This window comes from Rhizobium viscosum, from assembly GCF_014873945.1.
GTDB classification, from domain to species: domain Bacteria; phylum Pseudomonadota; class Alphaproteobacteria; order Rhizobiales; family Rhizobiaceae; genus Rhizobium; species Rhizobium viscosum.
This window is the reverse complement of sequence record NZ_JADBEC010000002.1, coordinates 1449337-1469147: the sequence shown is the minus strand read 5'-3', so window position 1 is coordinate 1469147 and position 19811 is coordinate 1449337. Positions and strand designations below refer to the sequence as shown.

Genomic DNA, 19811 nt, shown 5'->3' with positions numbered 1-19811 from the left:
GTGGAAGCAGCCTCGTCTATGCGGTGGTCAACACGCGAACCTCGCCCTGGCGACCGACAGTGTCAACCACCACGCTACGTCCGGAGCGGCGAATGGCAACGTCGGCCCAGCCGTTCCCGACCCGCAGGTGGCGCAGCATCACCTCATCCAGGAAGGAAGGCAGTTGCGGCTCGTCGAAGCTGATGATCCGGGCATTCGGTTCGAAGTCGAGGCCGAGGCAGGATTGCAGCAGAAGGAGGGGCGCCGCGGCCGCCCATGCCTGAGGAGAGCAGGCAACAGGATAGAAGGTCGGCCCCTGAGCCCGCTGGCGTGGCAAGCCACAGAAGAGCTCCGGAAGACGGCGCAAATCCAGATATGTCGAGGCCGCAAACAAACCTTCGAGGATCCGACTTGCCTCAGCGCGGTATCCGTAGCGGGCGAGACCGCTGGCGATCATTGCATTGTCATGCGGCCAGACAGAGCCATTGTGATAGCTCATCGGATTGTAGCGCGCTTCGGTGGAGGCGATGGTGCGAATACCCCAGCCGCAAAAGGACGACGCGCTCATCAGAGTTTTGGCAACCTGGGTGGCCCGCTCCGGATACGCGACACCGGTGAAGAGGGCATGGCCCGCATTCGAGGACCGGACCCTGCAAGGCTGCTTGTTCCCGTCGAGCGCCAAAACGAAGGTGCCGAGTTCCTCGTCGAAAAAACTCGTATCGAAGGCACGACGAAGACCTTCCGCCCTTGCCAAAAATTTTGCCGCGCGTTCGGGTCTGCCGAGCAGGCGGAAAATCGCGGCGGCTGCCTGCCAGGCGCCATAAACGTAGGCCTGAACCTCGGCAATGGCGATCGGGCCTTTGGCGAGGCTGCCGTCGGCGTGGAAAACAGAATCGTGGCTGTCTTTCCAGGCCTGATTGATCAGCCCTTCCTCCGTCAACCGCCCGTATTCCACGAAACCATCACCGTCGCGATCGCCGTGTTCATCGATCCAGGTGAGAGCGGCCTCGATATTCGGCAGAAGGCGATTGATTGTGGCAAGATCGCCGGTTCGTTTCAGGTACTCGCCTGCCAGCAGTATGAACAAAGGTGTGGAGTCGATACTGCCATAATAGCGGCGGAAGGGCACTTCGCCCAGTTCGGCCATTTCGCCATAGCGCACTTCATGCAAGATTTTTCCGGGCTCGGCGTCTGCTGCCGGATCGACCTCGGTCGCCTGGTTCGTCGCAAGATGGCCGAGTACGCCACAGGCAATGCGCGGATCAAGCCACAGCGTTTCCAGCGCCGTGATCAGCGCATCGCGTCCGAAAACGGTGCTGAACCAAGGAATTCCGGCATAAGGATAGGGGCCTTCCGGCTTGTCGGTCATCAACATGTAAAGGTCGGAGACGCTTCGCTGGGCGGCCTCGTTAAAAATATCGTTTGACGTGACGATCGATGCCGCGCGCGAAGAAGAGGAGCGCAATGCACGGCGGGCATCGCGTAGGCCAAGGAAAAACGACTGGTAGCCTAGAGGCTTATCGTTGGCCTGGTCGCAGCAGATCTGGATGAATAGCGACCGCGTTTCGTGTGGCGCCAGATCAAGGTCATAAGTGACATTGCCGCTACCAAGTTCATCTGGGCGCGGATCGAAGGACAACTGCGTAGAGCGCTTCCGATCGTCGAGGCCGATATAGGACAGAAGAACGCGATCCTGTTCCACCACGGCCGGAAGCTGGCAGCCTTTCTTCGCCCTGACGGTTCCGCGTACCTCGAACAGATCGGCGAAGTCCGCTCCGAACGAAATTTCGATGCGCACTTGTTGTCGTCGCTCGTCGTAGTTCCTTACCCCCAAGCGCTCGTAACAACCGCCATTCCACAGAAAGCGTGTCCTGCGCAGGTGAATGAGATCATGCTCAAGTGTGAGCTTCCCCTTTCCGTCAAAGAGATCGGGGTTCGTGAGATCGCAAGTCAAGGTCGCATTGTCGTCGCGCAGCGTCGACGACAGAAGCATTGGCCGCTTGCCGTTGATCGTCAGATGCAGATGCGACAGGCAGCGTGTGTCCCGATGGAAGATGCCTTCCGGGCTGCCGGGCCCGGAAAGCGCGTCACCATTGTGGTCGAAGACGGCGAATGTGTCGCCGTGCTTCAGGGTGCGAGGCCGCCGCTCCTGCAGCGAGGCGGTTGCCGGAATGAAAAACTGCGCGATCGGCGCCCGGCCACCTGCCGATGCGGATTCATCGTGTACAGAAGCGATCGACATGCTGACGGCCTCCGGATTATGCCACGACCTGCAGATCAAGGTCCTGCCCGTTGGCACGGCGCAGCGGGGCCGCCTTGGTGCGCACGCCAGGAAGATTGCGATAGATGTCCAGATAATCCCGTGCCATCCGCTCGGCGCTGAAACGCGCTTCGAATGTCGCGCGAACCTTCTTTCGATCCATCTTGAGCGCCCATTCGACGTTCTCGGCCGCGTCGGCCACGCTATCGACGAGGATCCCAGAGATACCGTTGTCGATGACCTCCGGCACGGAGCCGCATCCGAACGCGATGACGGGCGTGCCGCAGGCCATTGCTTCAATCATGACCAGCCCAAACGGCTCTGGCCAGTCGATCGGAAACAGCAACGCGCCGGCATTGCCGAGGAAGCCGGCCTTCTGATGCTCGTTGATCTCGCCGATGAATTCGACATTCGGATGGCTCCTGACCATCGGCTCGATCACCGTCTCCCAATAGGCCCTGTCGGCATGGTCGATCTTGGCGGCGATCTTCAGCGGCAAACCGACCTTCGCTGCGATCTCAATGGCGCGATCCGGTCGCTTTTCCGGCGATATCCGTCCGAGGAAAGCAAGATAGTTGTCCTTCGGTTTCTCTGTAAATGGCAACAGGTCGACCGGCAGGCCATGGTAGACCGTTCCCGACCAGTTGACCGGAGGCATGGGGCGGCGCTGGTCATTGGAGATCGACACCAGCGGGATATCGGGAAAAGCAGAGTAAAAGGGCTTGAGGTCCGGCAGGTCAAGACGGCCGTGCAGCGTTGTCACCGTGCGATCGGCAAACTCCCGGATCATCGGGAAATGCAACAGATCGATGTGGAAGTGCAGCACATCGAATTCATGCGCCCGCCGACGGATTTCCTCCAGCATCACGACCTGATGCGGCAGATGGTCTTTCACGGCCGGATTGAGGCGTAACGCGACGTCGGAGGAAGATACCAGGCGGGCACGGGTGACAGAATCGCCGCTGGCAAAGAGGGTGACATCGTGGCCTTGGGCTACGAGTTCTTCGGTAAGATAAGAAACGATGCGTTCGGTGCCGCCATAGAGCTTGGGCGGAACACGTTCGGCGAGTGGTGCGATCTGAGCGATCTTCATCGGCAAAACCTCCTCGATTGAGCAAAGAGTCGTCGGTAAAAACCAGGGCCGCGTCCTCAACGAGGCACGCGGCAAGTCAGATGGAAGCTCTAAATCTCAAGTGGCTGTCGGCGATGGCTTCCTTTCCGGTAGCTGCACAGGCCAAATGCGCCGAAACGGCGGGCTTGCGGTCTGCGATGACGGGTCTGGCGAATGTCGAAGGAACTGGACGAGCAGTGTCTTTCAAACTGCTGACCGTGCGCGTCGAGCGTTTTCAGCGCTTCGACTATCTCATCGTACGAGACAGCTTGATTCGTACCAGGATAAAGACGAAGGGCTGGAATGGACTCGACGGCGAAGGTGTCGGACGCCCATGAGGCAAGGATGGCGCGCTTTTCCTCATGGCCAATATGATCGGCGGCAAGCACGTCACGCGGGTGACTGAAATGATTTCCCGGATGAAGCAGATGCGCGGCGCTTATCGCTGCCTCCGCGTCATAGCAGGTTTTACTGTTGTTGATGTCCTCTCTCATTTTCTGGCTCCATGGATGAATCGATGGTACCTGGGTTGATGTTCCGCAACGCGTGAAGCGCGCCGCCCTGCTCCTCATAAGCCACCGGCATGTCGGCGACTGCCATCGCTTCCGACAGAAGGCTGTCCCGGTCTCGCATGCCCCTGTTGAACAATCTGGCGACTCTGGCGGTCAGCCGGCCGATGGAGAATGGCTCGGCTATCCCTTTTGCTCGGGCAACCTCTCTGACGACGCCGGCGCAAAGGCGCGCGTCTTCTTTCGACGGCAAGTGCATGTTTCCTCCGCTGATGGCTCGCCCCACGGCGGCTGGGGCGAGCCTTGCCGATCGCCTTTTTAGAAATCCATTCCGGCGCCGGCGGGCATTGCCGGCGCGGCGTCCTTCTTGGGCTTTTCGGCGATCATCGCCTCGGTGGTCACAAGAAGGCCAGCAACAGAGGCCGCATCCTGAAGCGCGGTGCGAACCACCTTGGCGGGATCGATGACGCCCTGCGCGTAGAGATCACCGTATTCGCCGGTCTGGGCATTCCAGCCGAAGGAGAAGTCGGTCTTCTCGCGCAGCTTGCCGACGATCACGGAGCCCTCGGCGCCGGCGTTCTCGGCAATCTGGCGCACGGGGGCTTCGATGGCCCTGCGGACGATCTCAATGCCGACCTTCTGGTCCTGGTTGGCCGTGCTAAGATTGTCGAGAGCCTTCACCGCCCGCAGGAGTGCAACACCGCCACCGGGTAGGATGCCTTCCTCGACTGCTGCACGGGTCGCATGCAGGGCGTCGTCAACGCGGTCCTTCTTCTCCTTGACCTCGACTTCCGTGGATCCACCGACGCGGATGACGGCGACGCCGCCGGCAAGCTTGGCCAGCCGCTCCTGCAGCTTTTCGCGGTCATAGTCCGACGTGGTTTCCTCGATCTGCGCCCGGATCTGTGAAACGCGGCCGTCAATCTCGGACTTGGAGCCGACGCCGTCGATGATGGTGGTGTTCTCTTTCTCGATCGCCACCTTCTTGGCCCGGCCAAGCATGTTGAGCGTCACATTCTCGAGCTTGATGCCGAGATCTTCGGAGATGACGGTGCCGCCGGTCAGGATGGCGATATCTTCCAGCATCGCCTTGCGGCGATCACCGAATCCCGGCGCCTTGACAGCCGCAATCTTCAGGCCGCCCCGCAGCTTGTTGACGACGAGCGTTGCAAGCGCTTCACCCTCGACATCCTCAGCAATGATCAGCAGAGGCTTGCTCGACTGGACAACGGCCTCGAGGACCGGCAGCAAGGATTGAAGGTTCGACAGCTTCTTTTCGTGAATGAGGATATAGGGATCCTCGAACTCGACGCGCATCTTATCCTGGTTGGTGACGAAGTAGGGGCTGAGGTAGCCGCGGTCGAACTGCATTCCTTCGACAACCTCGAGCTCGGTCTCGGCGGTCTTGGCTTCCTCGACGGTGATGACACCCTCGTTGCCGACCTTCTCCATCGCCTCGGCTAGGTACTTGCCGATCTCCTCGTCGCCGTTGGCCGAGACTGTGCCGACCTGGGCGATCTCGGAATTGCTGGTGATCTTGCGGGCGTTGGTCTTCAGTTCCTTGACGACGGCGTCGACGGCAAGGTCGATGCCGCGCTTCAGGTCCATCGGGTTCATGCCAGAGGCGACCGCCTTGGCGCCTTCCTTGACGATGGCCTGGGCCAGAACGGTCGCCGTGGTGGTGCCGTCGCCGGCGAGATCATTGGTTTTGGAAGCAACCTCGCGCAGCATCTGGGCGCCCATGTTTTCGAACTTGTCTTCGAGTTCGATTTCCTTGGCGACGGACACGCCGTCCTTGGTGATGCGCGGAGCGCCGAAGGACTTGTCGATGACCACGTTGCGGCCCTTCGGGCCGAGCGTGACCTTTACGGCGTTGGCAAGGACATCGACCCCACGCAGCATGCGTTCACGGGCGTCGCTGTGGAATTTGACTTCTTTCGCAGCCATTTCTTTAACTCCTCAATAGGCAGCTACTGACTGATGGTTTTCCGGATGCAGAGGCTCAGGCAGCCTTTTTCTGCTCGGCCTCGGCTTCGATGATGCCCATGACATCGCTTTCCTTCATGATCAGCAGGTCCTCGCCGTTGATCTTGATTTCGGTGCCGGACCATTTGCCGAACAGGATGCGATCGCCAGCCTTGACGTCGAGCGCCTGCACCTGGCCGGCTTCGTTGCGTGCACCGGGACCGACGGCAACAACCTCGCCCTCGGAGGGCTTTTCCTTGGCTGTATCAGGGATGATGATGCCGCCTTTGGTCTTTTCTTCGGATTCGACCCGGCGGACGAGAATGCGGTCATGGAGCGGTCGGAACGACATGTTTTCCTCCGTTGAGCAAAAATGATGACGTTGAAAACCCTGGCCGGACCGGATGACCAGTCCGGGCGGGTGCAAACCTCACTCGAGGGTTTGCGGGCAAAAATTTATTTTCGCGATTTTTCGATTTCAAGAGGGTCGACAAGAAAAATTAGCACTCGACGGCGGTGGCTGCTAACATGCTGGAAAGGAACAAGAAACAGCGTCAAAGCGTTGAGGAAGCCATTGATGGCTGCACGATTTTGCGCCACCTTTGCAGTGTCATAAAACGGAGATGAAGCATGCATTTCTCATCGGATCTGGAGCGTCAGCTCAATGGCTATGGGTTGACCACCGCGCATATCCTCTATCGCATTCCAGACTTCGAATCGGTCCTGCAAACCTATGTCTGGCAGGACTACGATCTGGCACCCGATTTTCCCGAAATGCACAAGTTTCTCGACTTCTGGCGCGACAGCCTTGACGGGCCGCTGCACTCTGTCCGCTATACACACCAGCGCCTGATCGGACCGAACGAATGGCGTCGCGTCGAGGGCGAATTCAACTTTCAATGAACTCTTAAATTTGATTTTTCGTCTTCCTAGCTCATTGCCCGTCCTGGCGAATTCGCAGCCAGCGCAGAGTGTGTGAGAGTGGAAGCGGCATGGAAGAGAGCATCAATACCATTAAACGTGCCAACATCGCAGAACGAGAAGAAATTATCGTCGATTTCGCCCGATGGGAAACAGCTTCGCAGGAGGCGCTGGTTTACGGCGAAGGGCGCTTTGCGATGCTGTCCGCCAGCATGGCGGAGGCAATGCGCGTCAATGCCGACGAACTTGCTCGCGAAGATCCTGAAAAGGCCGAACGTGTGCTCCAGCAGGCAAGCGCGATGATGGCGCAGTTCAAGTCCGCGTATCCTTATCGGGTCGTCAGTCGATCCGTCCACTAAAAGGGCTTCAAGGTACACTTGATCTGCGACCTATCCTAGGGACGGGATTTCGTGGTGAGGATTAGAGCCAAGCACGTCGGATTTAGACGCTCTTATTCGGTGCGAATTTTTTTGTAACAGATCTTGAATCCCGAAATCGGCTGAACCAAATCGATTTTCACCAGCCGCTGAAACAAGGGCTGGCCTTGCTGGGAGCGCGGCCTTTCGGCGCTTCCGTACCCATGTTGCTTCAAGGAGGATATGGCTATGGCAACATCTTACGACTATGCACCTCTCTTCCGCTCGAGCGTCGGCTTCGACCGGATCTTCAATCTCCTCGAAAACGCCCAACGTGCCCGCTCGATCAGCGACTGGCCGCCCTATGACATCGTCAAGACCGGCGATGACAGCTATCGGATCTCGGTAGCTGTAGCAGGTTTCGAGCAGAGCGATCTCGACATCACCTTCCAGTCCAATCTGCTCATCGTGACCGGCAAGAAGCAGGAAGCGACAACCGAAGGCTACCTGCATCGCGGCATCGCGGGCCGTCCGTTCGAGCACCGGTTCGAGCTTGCCGACCATGTGCGGGTGGATGGCGCGGACCTCAAGAACGGCCTGCTGTCGATCGATCTCGTCCGTGAGATCCCGGAAGCATTGAAGCCGCGAAAGATTTCGATCCAGAGCTCACCGGCGTTGACGTCTTCCCGCCCGACTCAGATCGACGCACAGGCTGCTTGAATTCCAAACGTAATCGTCAGGCGAGGGCGCCACTGCGGTGGCGCCCGACAACATTCCGGGTTGGGAAGGAGAGAACGATGAAACCCGATATGTTCACAAAACCCGTCACCATTCTTGTCGGCTTGGGCTTCCCTGCAGAAGTTCGCAGCGTGATGGACGCTTATCGACACCTTGCCGAATGGCCGACATCGTTCAGGGACACGGCGCACTCTGTTGCTATGAAAGCGTGTCAGGCCGCACTTCGCGGGGAAATCGAAGCCGAAACGGCGCGCGGCCTCTTCGCAGCATTTGCGGCGAAGCATGATCTGCTGGCTCCCGAAACCCCAGCGATTGCTGCCTCTCGCATGCGACGCGACCGCGATCCCCACGTGCAATGAGGTGCTGTTATGGAAAACGCCATTTTGCAGCAGGCGGTCGACCGTGCAGTCACCATGGAGCCTGTAGTATTGATGCCAGGCATGCAACTCGGGGCCAGAACAAGAGCAGTCCGAAATCGTACGCTAAGGCCGAACGGAGCGTGAACAAAGCCGTAGTTGGGATATGCGAGATCGGAACTCTGTGGATTGCTGTCGACATGCGCCAGTTTTGATTTCTCTGTCCGGCCCGACTCGACAACGCTTCGCGCAGATTGGTCATGAATGGAGTCGGGCGATGGCAAAGCGCAAGCTTCTCAAAGATCAAGATCGCCAGAAGCTTGTCGATATCCCAGTCGACGAGGACAGCTTAATCCGACACTATTCGTTGTCACCGGCCGATCGCCTGGAGATCGAGCTGCGGAGACGTAGCCACAATCGGCTAGGTTTCGCCATCCAGCTATGTCTGATGCGGTACCCGGGTCGAGTGCTTGGAGCAGAAGAAACTCCGCCTCGAGCCATGCTGAAGTATGTTGCAGACCAGATCGGAGCCACCCCAGAAGAATTTGCCCTCTATGCACGCCGTGAAGAAACCCGTCGGGATCACATGGCGCGGCTAATGATGTACATGGATAAGAGAAGCGCGACAGTGCAAGATCGCCGCGCCGCGCTATTGTCTGCAATTCAGGGGGCGACGACGTCCGACGACGGTGCTGCGATAGCCCGTTCGCTTGTCGCTACGTTTCGCGAACGCGGAGCTCTTCTACCGGCGATCGACACGATCGAACGGATCGGCCTGGCCGGCCGTGCGATAGCCCGGCGCCGGGCAGAAAGAACTCTGATTGAAGACATTCCACTCGATAGGCTTCAAGCACTGGATAGGCTGTTAGAGGTTGACCCGTCGATCGGCCAGACGCGCTTTCATTGGCTGCGTTCGGCGCCAGAAGCGCCGGCTGCGTCGAACCTCGTCGGGCTGACTGAGCGGATAGCGTTTCTGCAGCGGCTGGAGATCGATCCGGAACTGCAGGCGCGCGTATCATCCGGACGGTGGGAGCAGATGTTCCGGGAGGGCAATGCAACGCCGGCCTGGCTTGCCAACGACTTCAATGCCAGCCGTCGCCACGCTCTGATCGTGGCTCAGGTCATCAAGCTTGGTCAGAAGCTCACGGACGACGCGGTAACGATGTTCATCAAGCTGATGGGCAAGTTGTTCTCGCAAGCCAACAATCGAAAGAAGCAGAGACAGATGGACTGCAGAGCGAATACCGCCAAAGCGCTGCGCATGTTTCTAGATACGATCACTGCACTGCAATCCGCCAACGACTATGGTCGGAATGCATTGGATGTTCTCGATCAAAGAGTCGGCTGGGACCGGCTACTTCGGATGAAGCCTGAGCTTGAGTCGATGGTAGACGATAACGAGGCACCGCCGTTGACCGTGGCAGCCGAGCAATATGCAACTGTCCACAAATACATTGGTGCGTTCCTTCAGGCCTTCACGTTCCGCTCGGCGCATCGCCACGACCCGCTTCTCGCGGCAATTGCGCTGCTGCAACGGCTTTATGCCGAGAAGCGGCGGACACTCCCGGATCGCGTGCCGCTCACCCACCTCAGCCGAGCTGATCGGCGGCTCATCTTCGAACAGGGGAAACCTGATCGCCGTCTCTACGAGATCGCCACGCTCGCGGCTTTGCGAGACCGGCTTAGATCTGCGGAGATCTGGGTCGACGGCAGCCGATCTTTCCGGCCCATTGATGAGCATCTGATGCCGCGAACAACATTCATCACGATGAAAGAAGAAGATCGTCTCGGATTGGGGGTCCAAGTTGACGGCGCGCAGTGGCTTGCCGAAGCGCGTCAGATGCTCGACTTCAACCTGAAGCGTCTGGCGCACAGAGCGCGGACCTGAAAGCTCGAAGGAGTTCGTGTTGAGGCCGGAAACTTGATAGTCACACCAACCGTCGGCGGAGTCCCCGTGGCAGCCGAGGAGCTGAATGCCGAGATCAGCGACATGTACCCGTTGGTGGAGGTTCCCGACTTGTTAAGGGAAGTGCAGGAATGGACCGGCTTTGCGGATCTCTTCACGCATGTTCGCACTGGCGACATCCCGAAAAATGTCTCTGCCGTGCTCGCAGGCGTACTGTCGGATGCGACCAATCTTGGGCCGAAGCGAATGGCGGGCGCATCCAAGGGGATCAGCGCTCACCAGATTGGGTGGATGCGCACATTCCATGCTCGATCGGAGACCTACCGCGCGGCGCAAGCGTGCATCACCGATGGCCACACCCGGCATCCGTATTCCCGCCTTTGGGGCAATGGCACAACGTCATCCTCCGATGGCCAATTCTTCCGAGCGAGCGACCGAGCTGCAAAGCGCGGCGAAATCAACTTGCATTACGGCAGCGAGCCCGGATCGAAATTTTATAGTCATCTGTCAGATCAATACGGCTACTTCAGCATTTTGCCCATCAGTCCGACCGAGAGCGAGGCGGCCTATGTGCTTGATGGGCTCTTCGATCAGGACACGGTCCTCGACATCCACGAACACTTTACCGACACGGGGGGTGCCAGTGATCATATCTTCGGGCTGTTCGCCTTGATCGGAAAGCGGTTCTCACCGCGACTGCGCAATCTCAAAGACCGGAAGCTCCACACATTTGAGAAGAGCGATGCATATCCGGCGCTGTCGAACCATATCGGGGCGCCGATCAATGCCAGTCTAATCCTCGATCATTGGGACGATCTGCTCCATCTCGCCGCGTCGATCACGACGCGGTCCGTGGTGCCGTCTACGATCCTCAAGAAACTATCCGCATCTCCGAAGCAAAGCCATCTCGCGAGGGCGCTCCGCGAACTCGGTCGTATCGAAAGGTCGCTGTTCATGATCGAATGGTACTCAAGTCCGGCACTACGGCGGCGCTGTCAGGCCGGCCTCAACAAGGGTGAGGCCGCCCATAAGCTGAAGCGCGCTGTGTTCTTCCACGAGCGGGGCGAGATCCGCGACCGGTCGTTCGAGAGCCAAGCGTTCCGCGCCTCTGGTCTCAACCTCGTCGTCAGTGCGATCGTCCACTGGAATACGGTCTATCTCGACCGTGCAATCACACAGATGAAGCGAGCGGGTCGAGATGTTCCTGATACTCTGTTGAAGCACATCTCGCCACTCAGTTGGGAGCATATCAACCTTACCGGCATCTACACCTGGGATGCCGAACATCAGATGCCCAACGGATTTCGATCGCTCCGTCTGCCAGCCGAGTTAGGGCGGGTCGCATAAGTTCTCGTTCCGTTCGCCCTTAGCGTACGATTTCGGACTGCTCTTGTTCTGGCCCCATCCTCGATATTGCCAGCATTGTGAAGAAACAGCGACTGGACAGACTCATGCTCTGAAACGTCACTGAACTCCAGGCTGATGATCAGCCAATGCCCCCGCCAATCTTTCAATCCGCGATGGAAGTCCTGTTCGTCGAGCCGATAGACCATGCGAACCATGCCTTCGTCGAGCAGCAAGCGCATGGCACGCAAGAGATTGGTTTTGCCGGATCCGTTTTCACCGATGATCGTGTTGACGCCCTGTTTGAAAATCACATCGGCACGGGCGAAATTTCGGTAGTTAACGAGCTGCAATCGCGAGATATACATCGGTGCTCCAAGTAACCCTCAGGCGACAGAATCAGAACGACTCAAGCGCGGTCAGAGAATCGATTGTATGCGGCGATCTTTTGAATAAAAGCTCAACTTTGCGTATATAGACCTCATTTCGCATGCCACCTATCGTATCGGCGCGCATTTCGTCGTCGACGTCGATATACTATGCTAGATCGGCTGGCACTATGCGAGGTTCGCCTGCTTTGTCGAGTTCAACTTTCCACGCAGTAGAGCAGGATATACACGAAGTATCGGCGAAGCCGTTTAGAATTAACGGCGACATATCTACGGTTAGAGCAGCCGTGCATCTAGGGCAAGAAAACTCGAATCCGCCCGTAATGCGTATGTTGTAAACTTCGGATTTAAGAACCTCCGCAAGGCGCGCACTGATGCGGGCCGCTTCCGTTCTCAGGACCGCTTCATCGATCGGCTTTCCCTTTTCGAGCTGAGAAATAGTGCGCTGGTGGAGGAAGCTACTCATCGACCGATGCGCCTTCTCCACCCACTCGACTGTCAACCGGCTATCAGTGCCCTCGAAGAATGGGGGACCTTGTTCCGGACCGCCATCATCCGCGACGCGTCGCGCTTGAACTCGAAGGGATCGGTCAGCGAGTGGGTCGTGTTCGCGGAGGAGCCCAAGGACTTTGCCAGGCTGCCAGTGTTGATAGGCGGTGGCAACGGCCGGACTCAGCGTCTTGGCGTAAGTCTGCAGTGTTTCGTAAATGAGCGCTTCTATGGAGAGACGCAGCTCAAGGCAGGCGTAGATGAGCTGCTGGCTTTCTCCCTTGAGAAGCTGTGCGGCGTTCTCGAGGTGCCTCCGTGCTTGCTCCCGGAGAGGAAAGGAAATTGGGGGCGACATTGATCCTCGATCCTCCGGCGGGCTCGACGGCTGCTTGATCTGATAAAAGGTCCTGTTGTGGTCAGAGGCCGACAACCCTCGCATAGGGCCGTTGATAGGTGCCCATGGTCAAGCAATCGTAGGTATTGCTGAATGTTTCGAATAAGAAGACGTGGGCCTCGCCCCGCCTGTCGGTCAAGTTAACCTCGCCCGCGCCGAGCGGCCCACGTTTGCGGTATTCACAGTAAGTCCGGATCGCCTGCGCTAAACGATCGGTAGGCAGACTTTCGAACAGCGCTTTGTACGCAGGCGACTCGATGATGTGGCGAAACTCCGGCTGGTTCGCAATTGGAAAACGCGGGTGCTGTCCGATCAAGCCGATCATTGGCACATCCCGGTGGGAATCCTCGATGAACCTCCAAAAAGTGGTCGTGTACGTGTTGCCGAAGGCCGACTTAAGAGCGCGAACGGCATCGAGTCCCGGCGCAGAGTCGTTGGCGGCTGTGCCGAACCGCGATTGCAGAAAGAGCAATTGGCCAGCCGCATAGTTAGCCTCAGCTTCGATCTGTTGGTGACATCCGGGTGTCAGGGTCTGTTCGTGATCACCGAGCATCAGGTCTTCGTGCCAAGGCAAAATGCTGTGGCCGATCTCATGGGCCTCATTCCACCGCTGTTTTGCGTCAGGCTGTGCGCTGTCGAGAAGAATTCTCTTCCGATCCGGGAGATACAATGCGCGGAGGTCGAGCTTGCGCACCGCATCCAGGATGAGGCCGGGGCGCTTCATGATTTGCGCCCCGGCAACTGTCAGTTTGCTGATCGTCTCTCGAAGAGGGCTATCATCTGTCGTGGAATAGTAGCGGCGATCGAGACTCAAAAGCTCGCGTACATCATCAAGTCGTAATGGTGGCTCCGGATTTCCCAGGCCCCTAAGGACCTTATTGACTTGGCGTTCAATGTCGGATGCCGTCCCGCGGCTGAGGATGATGTTACGCACTTCGTCAGCCTTGTTGCTTTTCCAAATACGCGATGAATTCTTCGAGTGCCCGCTGCTCGTCGCGGGACAGCTTCTGCGGAGAATCTCCCGACCGAGCTGCAAATCGAAGCGCTTGCTCCTGCAGGCCCGGGCGAGCGACGCTGTTTCCGGAGAGTTGCTGCAACGCCTTGCCGGGAAGGTCGAAGGTCTCCGCTAATCGAAAGACAACACGTGGTTCGGGCGTGAAATGTGCGTCACGCTCGATCCGCATGATGTCGCTCGCGTCGAGATCGACGCGCTCGGCAAGCTTTTCGATCGACAGTCCTTTCCGCCGACGCATGGTCTCTACGAATGAACCAAACGCCATACGGATTGATCCGGCCACTTCGGCAGCCGGATCTACATCTTCGTTTTGGTCTGGGGTCGGGTCCCTGGCAAGCCCGCCGGCGGAGACTTCCAGGTCTCCTTCCAGCTTGGCTCTACGTTCGAACCATTCCCTCGTGATTTCGAGTTTCATGGCTATGTTCCTGGCGATATCGAGAATGCGTCAGCCTGAGCCGCCGTCATCTCGAAATATTTTAATCCTTGATAGGTTCCGTCATGGCCGAGATCGGTCATGCCGCAAGCGTTGCTGTAAAAGCTTTCGGCAGCAGGGAGCGAATGCAGGCCGATGCGGCCCTGCAGATCTTGCTCCCTGCTCACCTGGATGGCAGCTCGGATCATCATGGTGCCAACGCCGCCAAAGCGTGGTTGCGCGACGATGGATTTCAAATTCCAAGGAGCTGATTCGAGGTAATCAACATAAACCAGGTCCTTCCTGGCCTGCTCTGCGATCCGGCAGGTATGACCTGCCATCGCGAGCATCATCAGACCTTGCAACTGGCCTTCGCAAACCAGTGCCATCGTCCTGAACGCAAGATATCCTCGAACCCTGTCAACTTTCCTGCGCCAGTCCCAATGACTGCTTTCTGGCCATGCCGATCGATCGGCGCCTTGCGCCATGAGCTCTCGAAGTCGTGCCTCAACAACAGGCCTCCAATCGGTTTCGACCGATCGCAAGTCAGATTCGCTGATGCCTTCGACGAGTTCCGCGTCCACCGTCTGGCCAGAACGCTTATCAATCAGAAACGCAGGATAGGAGATCACGATTTAAAGCACCATCAGTTCCGCTTTCTCCTTCTTGGCTTCATCCTCGAAGAAGAGCTTTCCACCTTGTTCAATGCGCCCGTCAACAAGCTGATAGAGCCTGAGTGCCTGACGGAGCACGGCTGTTTTTGAGAGATCCTTTTTGTCGCAGAGATCCTGCAGAGCCTGCATCTCGGCGTCGGTCAGATTGAGTGTCATCGTTTTCTTCATGGGGCGGCCTCCTGAGTAAATGGACTCACTGAGAATAGATATTTTACTGATTTAGTCAACAAAAAAAATTTAAATGTTGGCTATTGCATAGCTAAAAAATAGCTATTAATTATAGATGCAGATAGAGCGAAAGGCGCTCTGTCGGCAAGCGGAGAAATCCAAACATGAGTGACAACATCGCAGAGCGCCGTCGCACCTTCGACGTGAAGATCGACAGCAACCCCTTCGCCTTTGACGATCCGATCGTCGTCGGTGTCCAGATCCTTCAGAAGGCAAAGCTCTTCCCGACTGACGAATACCTCCTGTTCCAGGAACTCGAGGACGGTCAGCTCGAAGAAATCCGTCCGGACGAAGGCGTCGACCTGCGTCGCGAAGGCCGCGAGCAGTTCATCACCTTCAAGAGCGATCGTTCCTTCCGTTTCGTGCTTGACGGCCGCAAGTTTGAATGGGGCCTTCCCTTCATTACCGGTCTGCAGCTGAAGCGGCTTGCCGGCGTCGATCCGAAGTCCTACGGCGTTTGGCTCTCCCAGCGCGTCGGTGACGACAAGCTGATTGGCAACAAGGAGAAGGTCGACCTTCAGGGTGACGGGACGGAACGTTTCTTCACCGGCATCGACACCACCACCGAAGGCGCGGGAGCAGCAGTGCTCCCGCCCGAGGACCGCGATTATCTTCGCGAACAGAGTATCGAATATGAGGAGGTGGCCCAAGGTGCGACCAAGGCTGTCGTGCTGAAAGGCTGGAGCCTGCCGCCGGCGCGGTTTGATGCCAGTGCGGCAGACATTCTCATTCTGTTGCCGCCGGCCTATCCTGATTGCGCTCCTGACATGTTCTATCTGATGCCCTGGGTTCGCCTCGCCGCCAACCAGCGTTATCCCAAGGCCGCCGACCAGCCGCACGCCTTCGCTGGCAAAACCTGGCAGCGCTGGTCTCGTCACAACGATGCGTGGCGTCCGGGTGTCGACGGTATCTGGACGATGGTGCGCCGTATCGAGCGGGCATTGGAGCTCGCGGCATGAGAGCCGATCTCACACTCAACGGACTGCATCTCGGTATGTTGCGTGCCGAGCTCTGCGCTTCCGACAACAAGGAGCATGCGGCCTATGTCCTGTTCGGACTTTCACGGATCCAGCAAGATCCGTTCGACCGCCAAGCTCGGATGCGTCTCCTGATCAGGGACGTGCTTCCGGTCACGGACGAAGAGATCAAGTCCGCGGACCATCAGCATATCTCCTGGAGCACGAGGCGGTTCGTGGACCTTCTGGCCCGCGCCGAAAGAGAGGGACTTCAGGTCGGCATCGCCCACTCCCATCCGCGGGGGCCCAATCATTTCTCCTCACAGGATGATCGGAACGAGGCGGAGCTTGCCCGCCTCGCTCAAAATCGAAATGGCGAGACGGCGATTCTGCCGAGCCTGCTTTTTGCGAACAGAGAGCTGGTCGCTGGCCGCGTGTGGACGTCGCCGGATTGCGTCGTCGATCTTGAATATGCGCGCACGATCGGCGGCAACTGGCATACGGTCCTTTTCGCCGCGGACCGTACCCTTAGCTCCCCCGCGCTTGCGCGCCAGGAGTTGGCTTTGGGAGCCGGCTTCAACCGGCTGATGAATCACATGCGCATCGGCGTGGTAGGTGCCGGCGGAACCGGAAGCCCACTCCTGCAGCAACTGCCGCGCATGGGCGCAGGTCATATCGGCATCTTCGATCCCGATCACGTCGAGCATTCCAATCTGAACCGCGTCTATGGCGCAACCTGGGATGACGCCGACCGCAAGGTCAAGAAGGTCGATGTAGCGAAACGCGAGATCGAGAGGATGGGCCTCGGAACGCAGGTGAAGACCTACGACAGCTGGATCGGTTCGGCCGAATGCCGCGACGCTCTGAAGTCGATGGATCTGATCTTCGGCTGCACCGATGACCATGACGGGCGCCTGCTGCTTAATCGGCTTGCCTATTATTACCTTATCCCTGTGATCGACATCGGTCTTGCACTTCGCGTTACCGAGCGCTTCGGGATCTCTTGCCTTGAAGCTGATGGTCGCGCAACCGTGCTGGAACCTGGCAGCAGCTGTCTGGTCTGCCGGCGCATTGTCGATGCTGGTGCCGCAGCCGAAGAGGCGCTCCGCCGCAGCGATCCGGAGGAATACGAACGCCGCAAGATAGAGGCGTATGTGCGCGGCGAGGGCAATCCGTCGCCAGCCGTCATTTCCTTCACGACGTCCGTCGCCACCATGGCCATCGAGGAGATGATCCAGCGCATGAACCAGTTCCGCGGTGAAGATGGCTCCATTGCCAACAGGGTTCGCAAGTTCAATCTCGTCGAAGATTTCCGACCGGGGGCAAAGAAGGAGCCGTGCCGTATCTGTGGTACCGATCGCATTCACGGTCTCGGTGATGTTGAGCCGTTTCTGGGGAGGGCAGGATGACGATGCGCAGTTCAATCGCCAAGGCGCTCGCTCGGCTTGGAATAATCGAACGCCCAGAGTTTCTTATCTCAACGGCGCTCGACATGCCGGCTCCCGATGAACTTGTTTCGGGCCAGGCAGTTGTAGTCGGCCCGGTCGAACGACCGAAATGGGTGATTTTCCCGTGTCCGTCCGGGTGCGGAACGCCGATCCTTCTTTCACTTAATCCTGATCGACGGCCACGCTGGACTGTCAGTTCGGATTGGCTGGGTCGGCCAAGTCTCGAGCCGTCGGTGCGCCGAACTGACGGCTGCCGCTGCCATTTTTGGATGCGCCGTGGCCGAATCGAATGGTGCAAAGATAGTGGGCGCATATTACCAGAAAATTAGTAAGTCTTATTCCACTCTCAACTCTGCCGAGTTATTCTCGCTACGATTCGGCGCGAGTTGGGGGACGATATGCTTGCAGCCATGCCATCGGAAAACAGCAGGCGACTTGAGCTATTTCGACTGGCATTGGTTTTAATCGATCGTGGGAATGACCGAATTCCCCAGCCCTTATCGCTCCACTTCGACTGTGTATTGCACCAAGCGAGACTACTTTCTGACAATCCGCATGCGATCTCTCCAGATGTCACGCCGCAAGCGGTGCAGCTTGCAAACGATCTCTTGGCATACAAGGGTCTGCGCGACGCTCTAGACGGTGTCAATTCGCTGGACGACGTCAGCCAAGCCGTTGCTCATAAGGTGCTCCGAAATCTGGAGCCGAGAATTGCATCCGCGGACTGATCTTGCCTTACTGGCCGAAAGCCTGACGCAGCTCTCCAAGACACCTTATTTCAATCGCGCGATCGAGAAGCATGCGAGCGCGCTGATTGACGTCATCAAGCACGCGCTGGAGGCGTCGCCGGCCTATGATGAGGAAATCCTCCGGTCCTTCACGGAGAAGGTCTGGACCTGTCATCGCTATCTCCAGGGTTCGACGACGAAAGAGGCACCCTACGAGATTGAATATTGCATGCGCCATGCGATCAATGAGTGGTTGCCGGGCAAGTGCATCATCACGACGGCGCTAACTGACGAAAAGGACTTTCATCTTAAACCGGGGGACCCTTGGGAGTTCGTGGCGACTGCAATGGATCGCTACACGGGGAAATTGCCTCAGGAAAAACTCATCTTCATCGGCGTTCCCCGAATCTACAAGCACATGCCGCTCTTTTGTGCGGCGCTTTACCATGAGCTCGGGCACTTCGTCGATCTTGCGCGCAACGTTTCTGGCTCAACTCTCCTGACACACCCGCAGCCGAAGGCCACGCCGGAAGTGCTCGAGCTTTTGCTCGTCCATCGGCGCGAACATTTCGCGGACCTTTTTGCAGCCTGTTATGTCGGGCCGGTGATTATTGATACGCTCTACGCGATCAACCCGAATGCCGAAATCAGCCTGACCCACCCTTCAACGGAGAAACGGCTTGGTACGATCCAGTCTTTCCTGGACGGCGACGAATTCGAGGAAATGGAGATGTATCAGGCCGCCTTGAAGAGCCTCGGTCTGCCGACGCTCCAATCCCGTTATACTGTGCCTCCGTTAGAAGCGGCGTTTGACGACATCCGGCCATACGCGATCTCGAATGACGAGGAACTTCACGGCATGTTCCCCGCCGGCTGGTCCTATCTTGGAAAGATCAAGTCGGGCGGAGGACCGAATTGGGCGACCGGCGGAGGCCACCTCGATGCAACCCGTATTGTGAACGACCTCGTCGAAAAGTCGATCAGAAATGCCTCCATTCGAGAACTATGGAAAGGAGGAGCCGCATGATCAAAAAAGATGTTCTCGCCCGTCTCGGCAAAAATGATTCCACCGGACTGTGGATTGATCCTCTTCTCGATGACAGTCAGATCGGCGATTTGACCGTTGATCTCCGGCTGGGATACGACTTTCTCGTCTCCATCGTGACCCGGCGGCCCTATATAGGCATCGCGCGAGACGACGAACGGTTTCGCGCTATCTCGTCCTATTTCCAGCCAACCCGCCGTGAACTCGGCGAGCGCTTCATTCTCTATCCGGATCAGGTCGTACTTGCGACGACGCTTGAATACATCGCGCTCCCAGGTGACTGCTATGCGGACGTCCTGACGAGAAGCAGCTACACCAGGCTTGGCATAGCGGTAAATACCATGGTCCAGCCGGGGTTTCGGGGCTGTTTTTCCATCGAACTCTTCAACCACGGCAACAATCCGATTGAGCTGGTCGTTGGAGCGAAGATGTTTCAGATGCGGCTGACCCAATTGTCTGAGAGCATCACCTATGGTGGGTTGGAGCGGAAGTATTTCGGCAATGTTCGCCCGACGCCCTCGCGTGCGGCAGATGACGCAGACTTGCAGCGCCTTCGATCTATTTCGGACAACCACCGCGAATAAGACG

General features: G+C 57.8%; 21 protein-coding genes and 1 pseudogene. 11 read left to right on the top strand and 11 right to left on the bottom strand.

Going from position 1 to position 19811, the window contains the following annotated elements; genetic code table 11:
* Window positions 1-16 precede the first annotated feature (16 nt).
* From H4W29_RS27580 to groES, 6 genes are all read right to left on the bottom strand, one after another.
* A complete protein-coding gene (locus H4W29_RS27580) occupies window positions 17-2221 on the bottom strand; it encodes an amylo-alpha-1,6-glucosidase (protein WP_192731984.1) in 2205 nt (734 codons plus the stop codon).
* A 16-nt stretch (window positions 2222-2237) separates the two neighbouring features.
* Window positions 2238-3332, bottom strand: coding sequence for a glycosyltransferase family 4 protein (locus H4W29_RS27575; RefSeq protein ID WP_192731983.1), 1095 nt, complete (start codon window positions 3330-3332; stop codon window positions 2238-2240).
* A gap of 89 nt (window positions 3333-3421) precedes the next feature.
* The gene (locus tag H4W29_RS27570) at window positions 3422-3844 is read right to left on the bottom strand and encodes a hypothetical protein (RefSeq protein WP_192731982.1); all 423 of its coding nucleotides are present in this window, start codon (window positions 3842-3844) and stop codon (window positions 3422-3424) included.
* A complete protein-coding gene (locus tag H4W29_RS27565) occupies window positions 3819-4118 on the bottom strand; it encodes a hypothetical protein (protein WP_192731981.1) in 300 nt (99 codons plus the stop codon). Before H4W29_RS27565 ends, H4W29_RS27570 begins: the two co-directional genes overlap by 26 nt.
* Window positions 4119-4177: 59 nt before the next feature.
* Window positions 4178-5806: a chaperonin GroEL gene (groL, locus tag H4W29_RS27560; RefSeq protein WP_192731980.1), complete on the bottom strand. Its 1629-nt coding sequence runs from the start codon at window positions 5804-5806 to the stop codon at window positions 4178-4180.
* 55 nt (window positions 5807-5861) lie between these two features.
* On the bottom strand, window positions 5862-6176 hold the full coding sequence (gene groES, locus H4W29_RS27555) for a co-chaperone GroES (RefSeq protein WP_192731979.1): 315 nt from the start codon (window positions 6174-6176) through the stop codon (window positions 5862-5864).
* Between the two features lie 278 nt (window positions 6177-6454).
* Between groES and H4W29_RS27550 the strand changes: the two genes are divergently transcribed.
* From H4W29_RS27550 to H4W29_RS27530, 5 genes and pseudogenes are all read left to right on the top strand, one after another.
* Window positions 6455-6727 carry an usg protein gene (locus tag H4W29_RS27550; RefSeq protein ID WP_192731978.1) on the top strand — a complete coding sequence of 91 codons (273 nt, stop codon included), beginning with the start codon at window positions 6455-6457 and terminating at the stop codon, window positions 6725-6727.
* Window positions 6728-6816: 89 nt separating this feature from the next.
* On the top strand, window positions 6817-7104 hold the full coding sequence (locus tag H4W29_RS27545) for a hypothetical protein (RefSeq protein ID WP_192731977.1): 288 nt from the start codon (window positions 6817-6819) through the stop codon (window positions 7102-7104).
* Between the two features lie 246 nt (window positions 7105-7350).
* Window positions 7351-7821, top strand: a complete 471-nt coding sequence (locus H4W29_RS27540) for an Hsp20 family protein (protein WP_008532971.1) — start codon at window positions 7351-7353, stop codon at window positions 7819-7821.
* Between the two features lie 77 nt (window positions 7822-7898).
* Window positions 7899-8198, top strand: a complete 300-nt coding sequence (locus H4W29_RS27535) for a DUF982 domain-containing protein (protein ID WP_192731976.1) — start codon at window positions 7899-7901, stop codon at window positions 8196-8198.
* A 274-nt stretch (window positions 8199-8472) separates the two neighbouring features.
* A pseudogene (locus tag H4W29_RS27530) lies at window positions 8473-11448 on the top strand (Tn3 family transposase).
* Here the strand turns inward: H4W29_RS27530 and H4W29_RS27525 are convergent.
* The 5 genes from H4W29_RS27525 to H4W29_RS27505 all read right to left on the bottom strand — a co-directional run bounded on the left by H4W29_RS27525 (window position 11388) and on the right by H4W29_RS27505 (window position 14986).
* Window positions 11388-11813 (bottom strand): ATP-dependent nuclease, encoded by a 426-nt coding sequence (locus H4W29_RS27525; RefSeq protein WP_192731975.1) that lies wholly within the window; start codon window positions 11811-11813, stop codon window positions 11388-11390. The pseudogene H4W29_RS27530 and the gene H4W29_RS27525 overlap by 61 nt on opposite strands.
* Window positions 11814-12739: 926 nt before the next feature.
* Window positions 12740-13651: an ImmA/IrrE family metallo-endopeptidase gene (locus H4W29_RS27520; RefSeq protein WP_192731974.1), complete on the bottom strand. Its 912-nt coding sequence runs from the start codon at window positions 13649-13651 to the stop codon at window positions 12740-12742.
* Window positions 13652-13655: 4 nt separating this feature from the next.
* Entirely contained in the window at window positions 13656-14147 is a 492-nt protein-coding gene (locus H4W29_RS27515; RefSeq protein ID WP_192731973.1) for a helix-turn-helix domain-containing protein, read from the bottom strand.
* A gap of 2 nt (window positions 14148-14149) precedes the next feature.
* Window positions 14150-14776: a GNAT family N-acetyltransferase gene (locus H4W29_RS27510; RefSeq protein WP_192731972.1), complete on the bottom strand. Its 627-nt coding sequence runs from the start codon at window positions 14774-14776 to the stop codon at window positions 14150-14152.
* Between the two features lie 3 nt (window positions 14777-14779).
* Window positions 14780-14986, bottom strand: coding sequence for a transcriptional regulator (locus H4W29_RS27505; protein WP_112440876.1), 207 nt, complete (start codon window positions 14984-14986; stop codon window positions 14780-14782).
* A gap of 164 nt (window positions 14987-15150) precedes the next feature.
* Here H4W29_RS27505 and H4W29_RS27500 point away from each other — a divergent pair, with 164 nt between their 5' ends.
* The 6 genes from H4W29_RS27500 to dcd all read left to right on the top strand — a co-directional run bounded on the left by H4W29_RS27500 (window position 15151) and on the right by dcd (window position 19807).
* Entirely contained in the window at window positions 15151-16005 is an 855-nt protein-coding gene (locus H4W29_RS27500) for a multiubiquitin domain-containing protein (RefSeq protein WP_192731971.1), read from the top strand.
* Window positions 16002-17411 carry a ThiF family adenylyltransferase gene (locus H4W29_RS27495; RefSeq protein ID WP_192731970.1) on the top strand — a complete coding sequence of 470 codons (1410 nt, stop codon included), beginning with the start codon at window positions 16002-16004 and terminating at the stop codon, window positions 17409-17411. Before H4W29_RS27500 ends, H4W29_RS27495 begins: the two co-directional genes overlap by 4 nt.
* Window positions 17408-17779 (top strand): ubiquitination-like system serine protease family protein, encoded by a 372-nt coding sequence (locus H4W29_RS34550; protein WP_312872418.1) that lies wholly within the window; start codon window positions 17408-17410, stop codon window positions 17777-17779. The genes H4W29_RS27495 and H4W29_RS34550 overlap by 4 nt, the downstream gene beginning before the upstream one ends.
* A 69-nt stretch (window positions 17780-17848) precedes the next feature.
* Window positions 17849-18178 (top strand): hypothetical protein, encoded by a 330-nt coding sequence (locus H4W29_RS27490; protein ID WP_192731969.1) that lies wholly within the window; start codon window positions 17849-17851, stop codon window positions 18176-18178.
* A 229-nt stretch (window positions 18179-18407) separates the two neighbouring features.
* Window positions 18408-19205, top strand: a complete 798-nt coding sequence (locus H4W29_RS27485; protein WP_192731968.1) for a M48 family metalloprotease — start codon at window positions 18408-18410, stop codon at window positions 19203-19205.
* Window positions 19202-19807: a dCTP deaminase gene (dcd, locus tag H4W29_RS27480; RefSeq protein WP_192731967.1), complete on the top strand. Its 606-nt coding sequence runs from the start codon at window positions 19202-19204 to the stop codon at window positions 19805-19807. Before H4W29_RS27485 ends, dcd begins: the two co-directional genes overlap by 4 nt.
* Window positions 19808-19811: the final 4 nt, after the last annotated feature.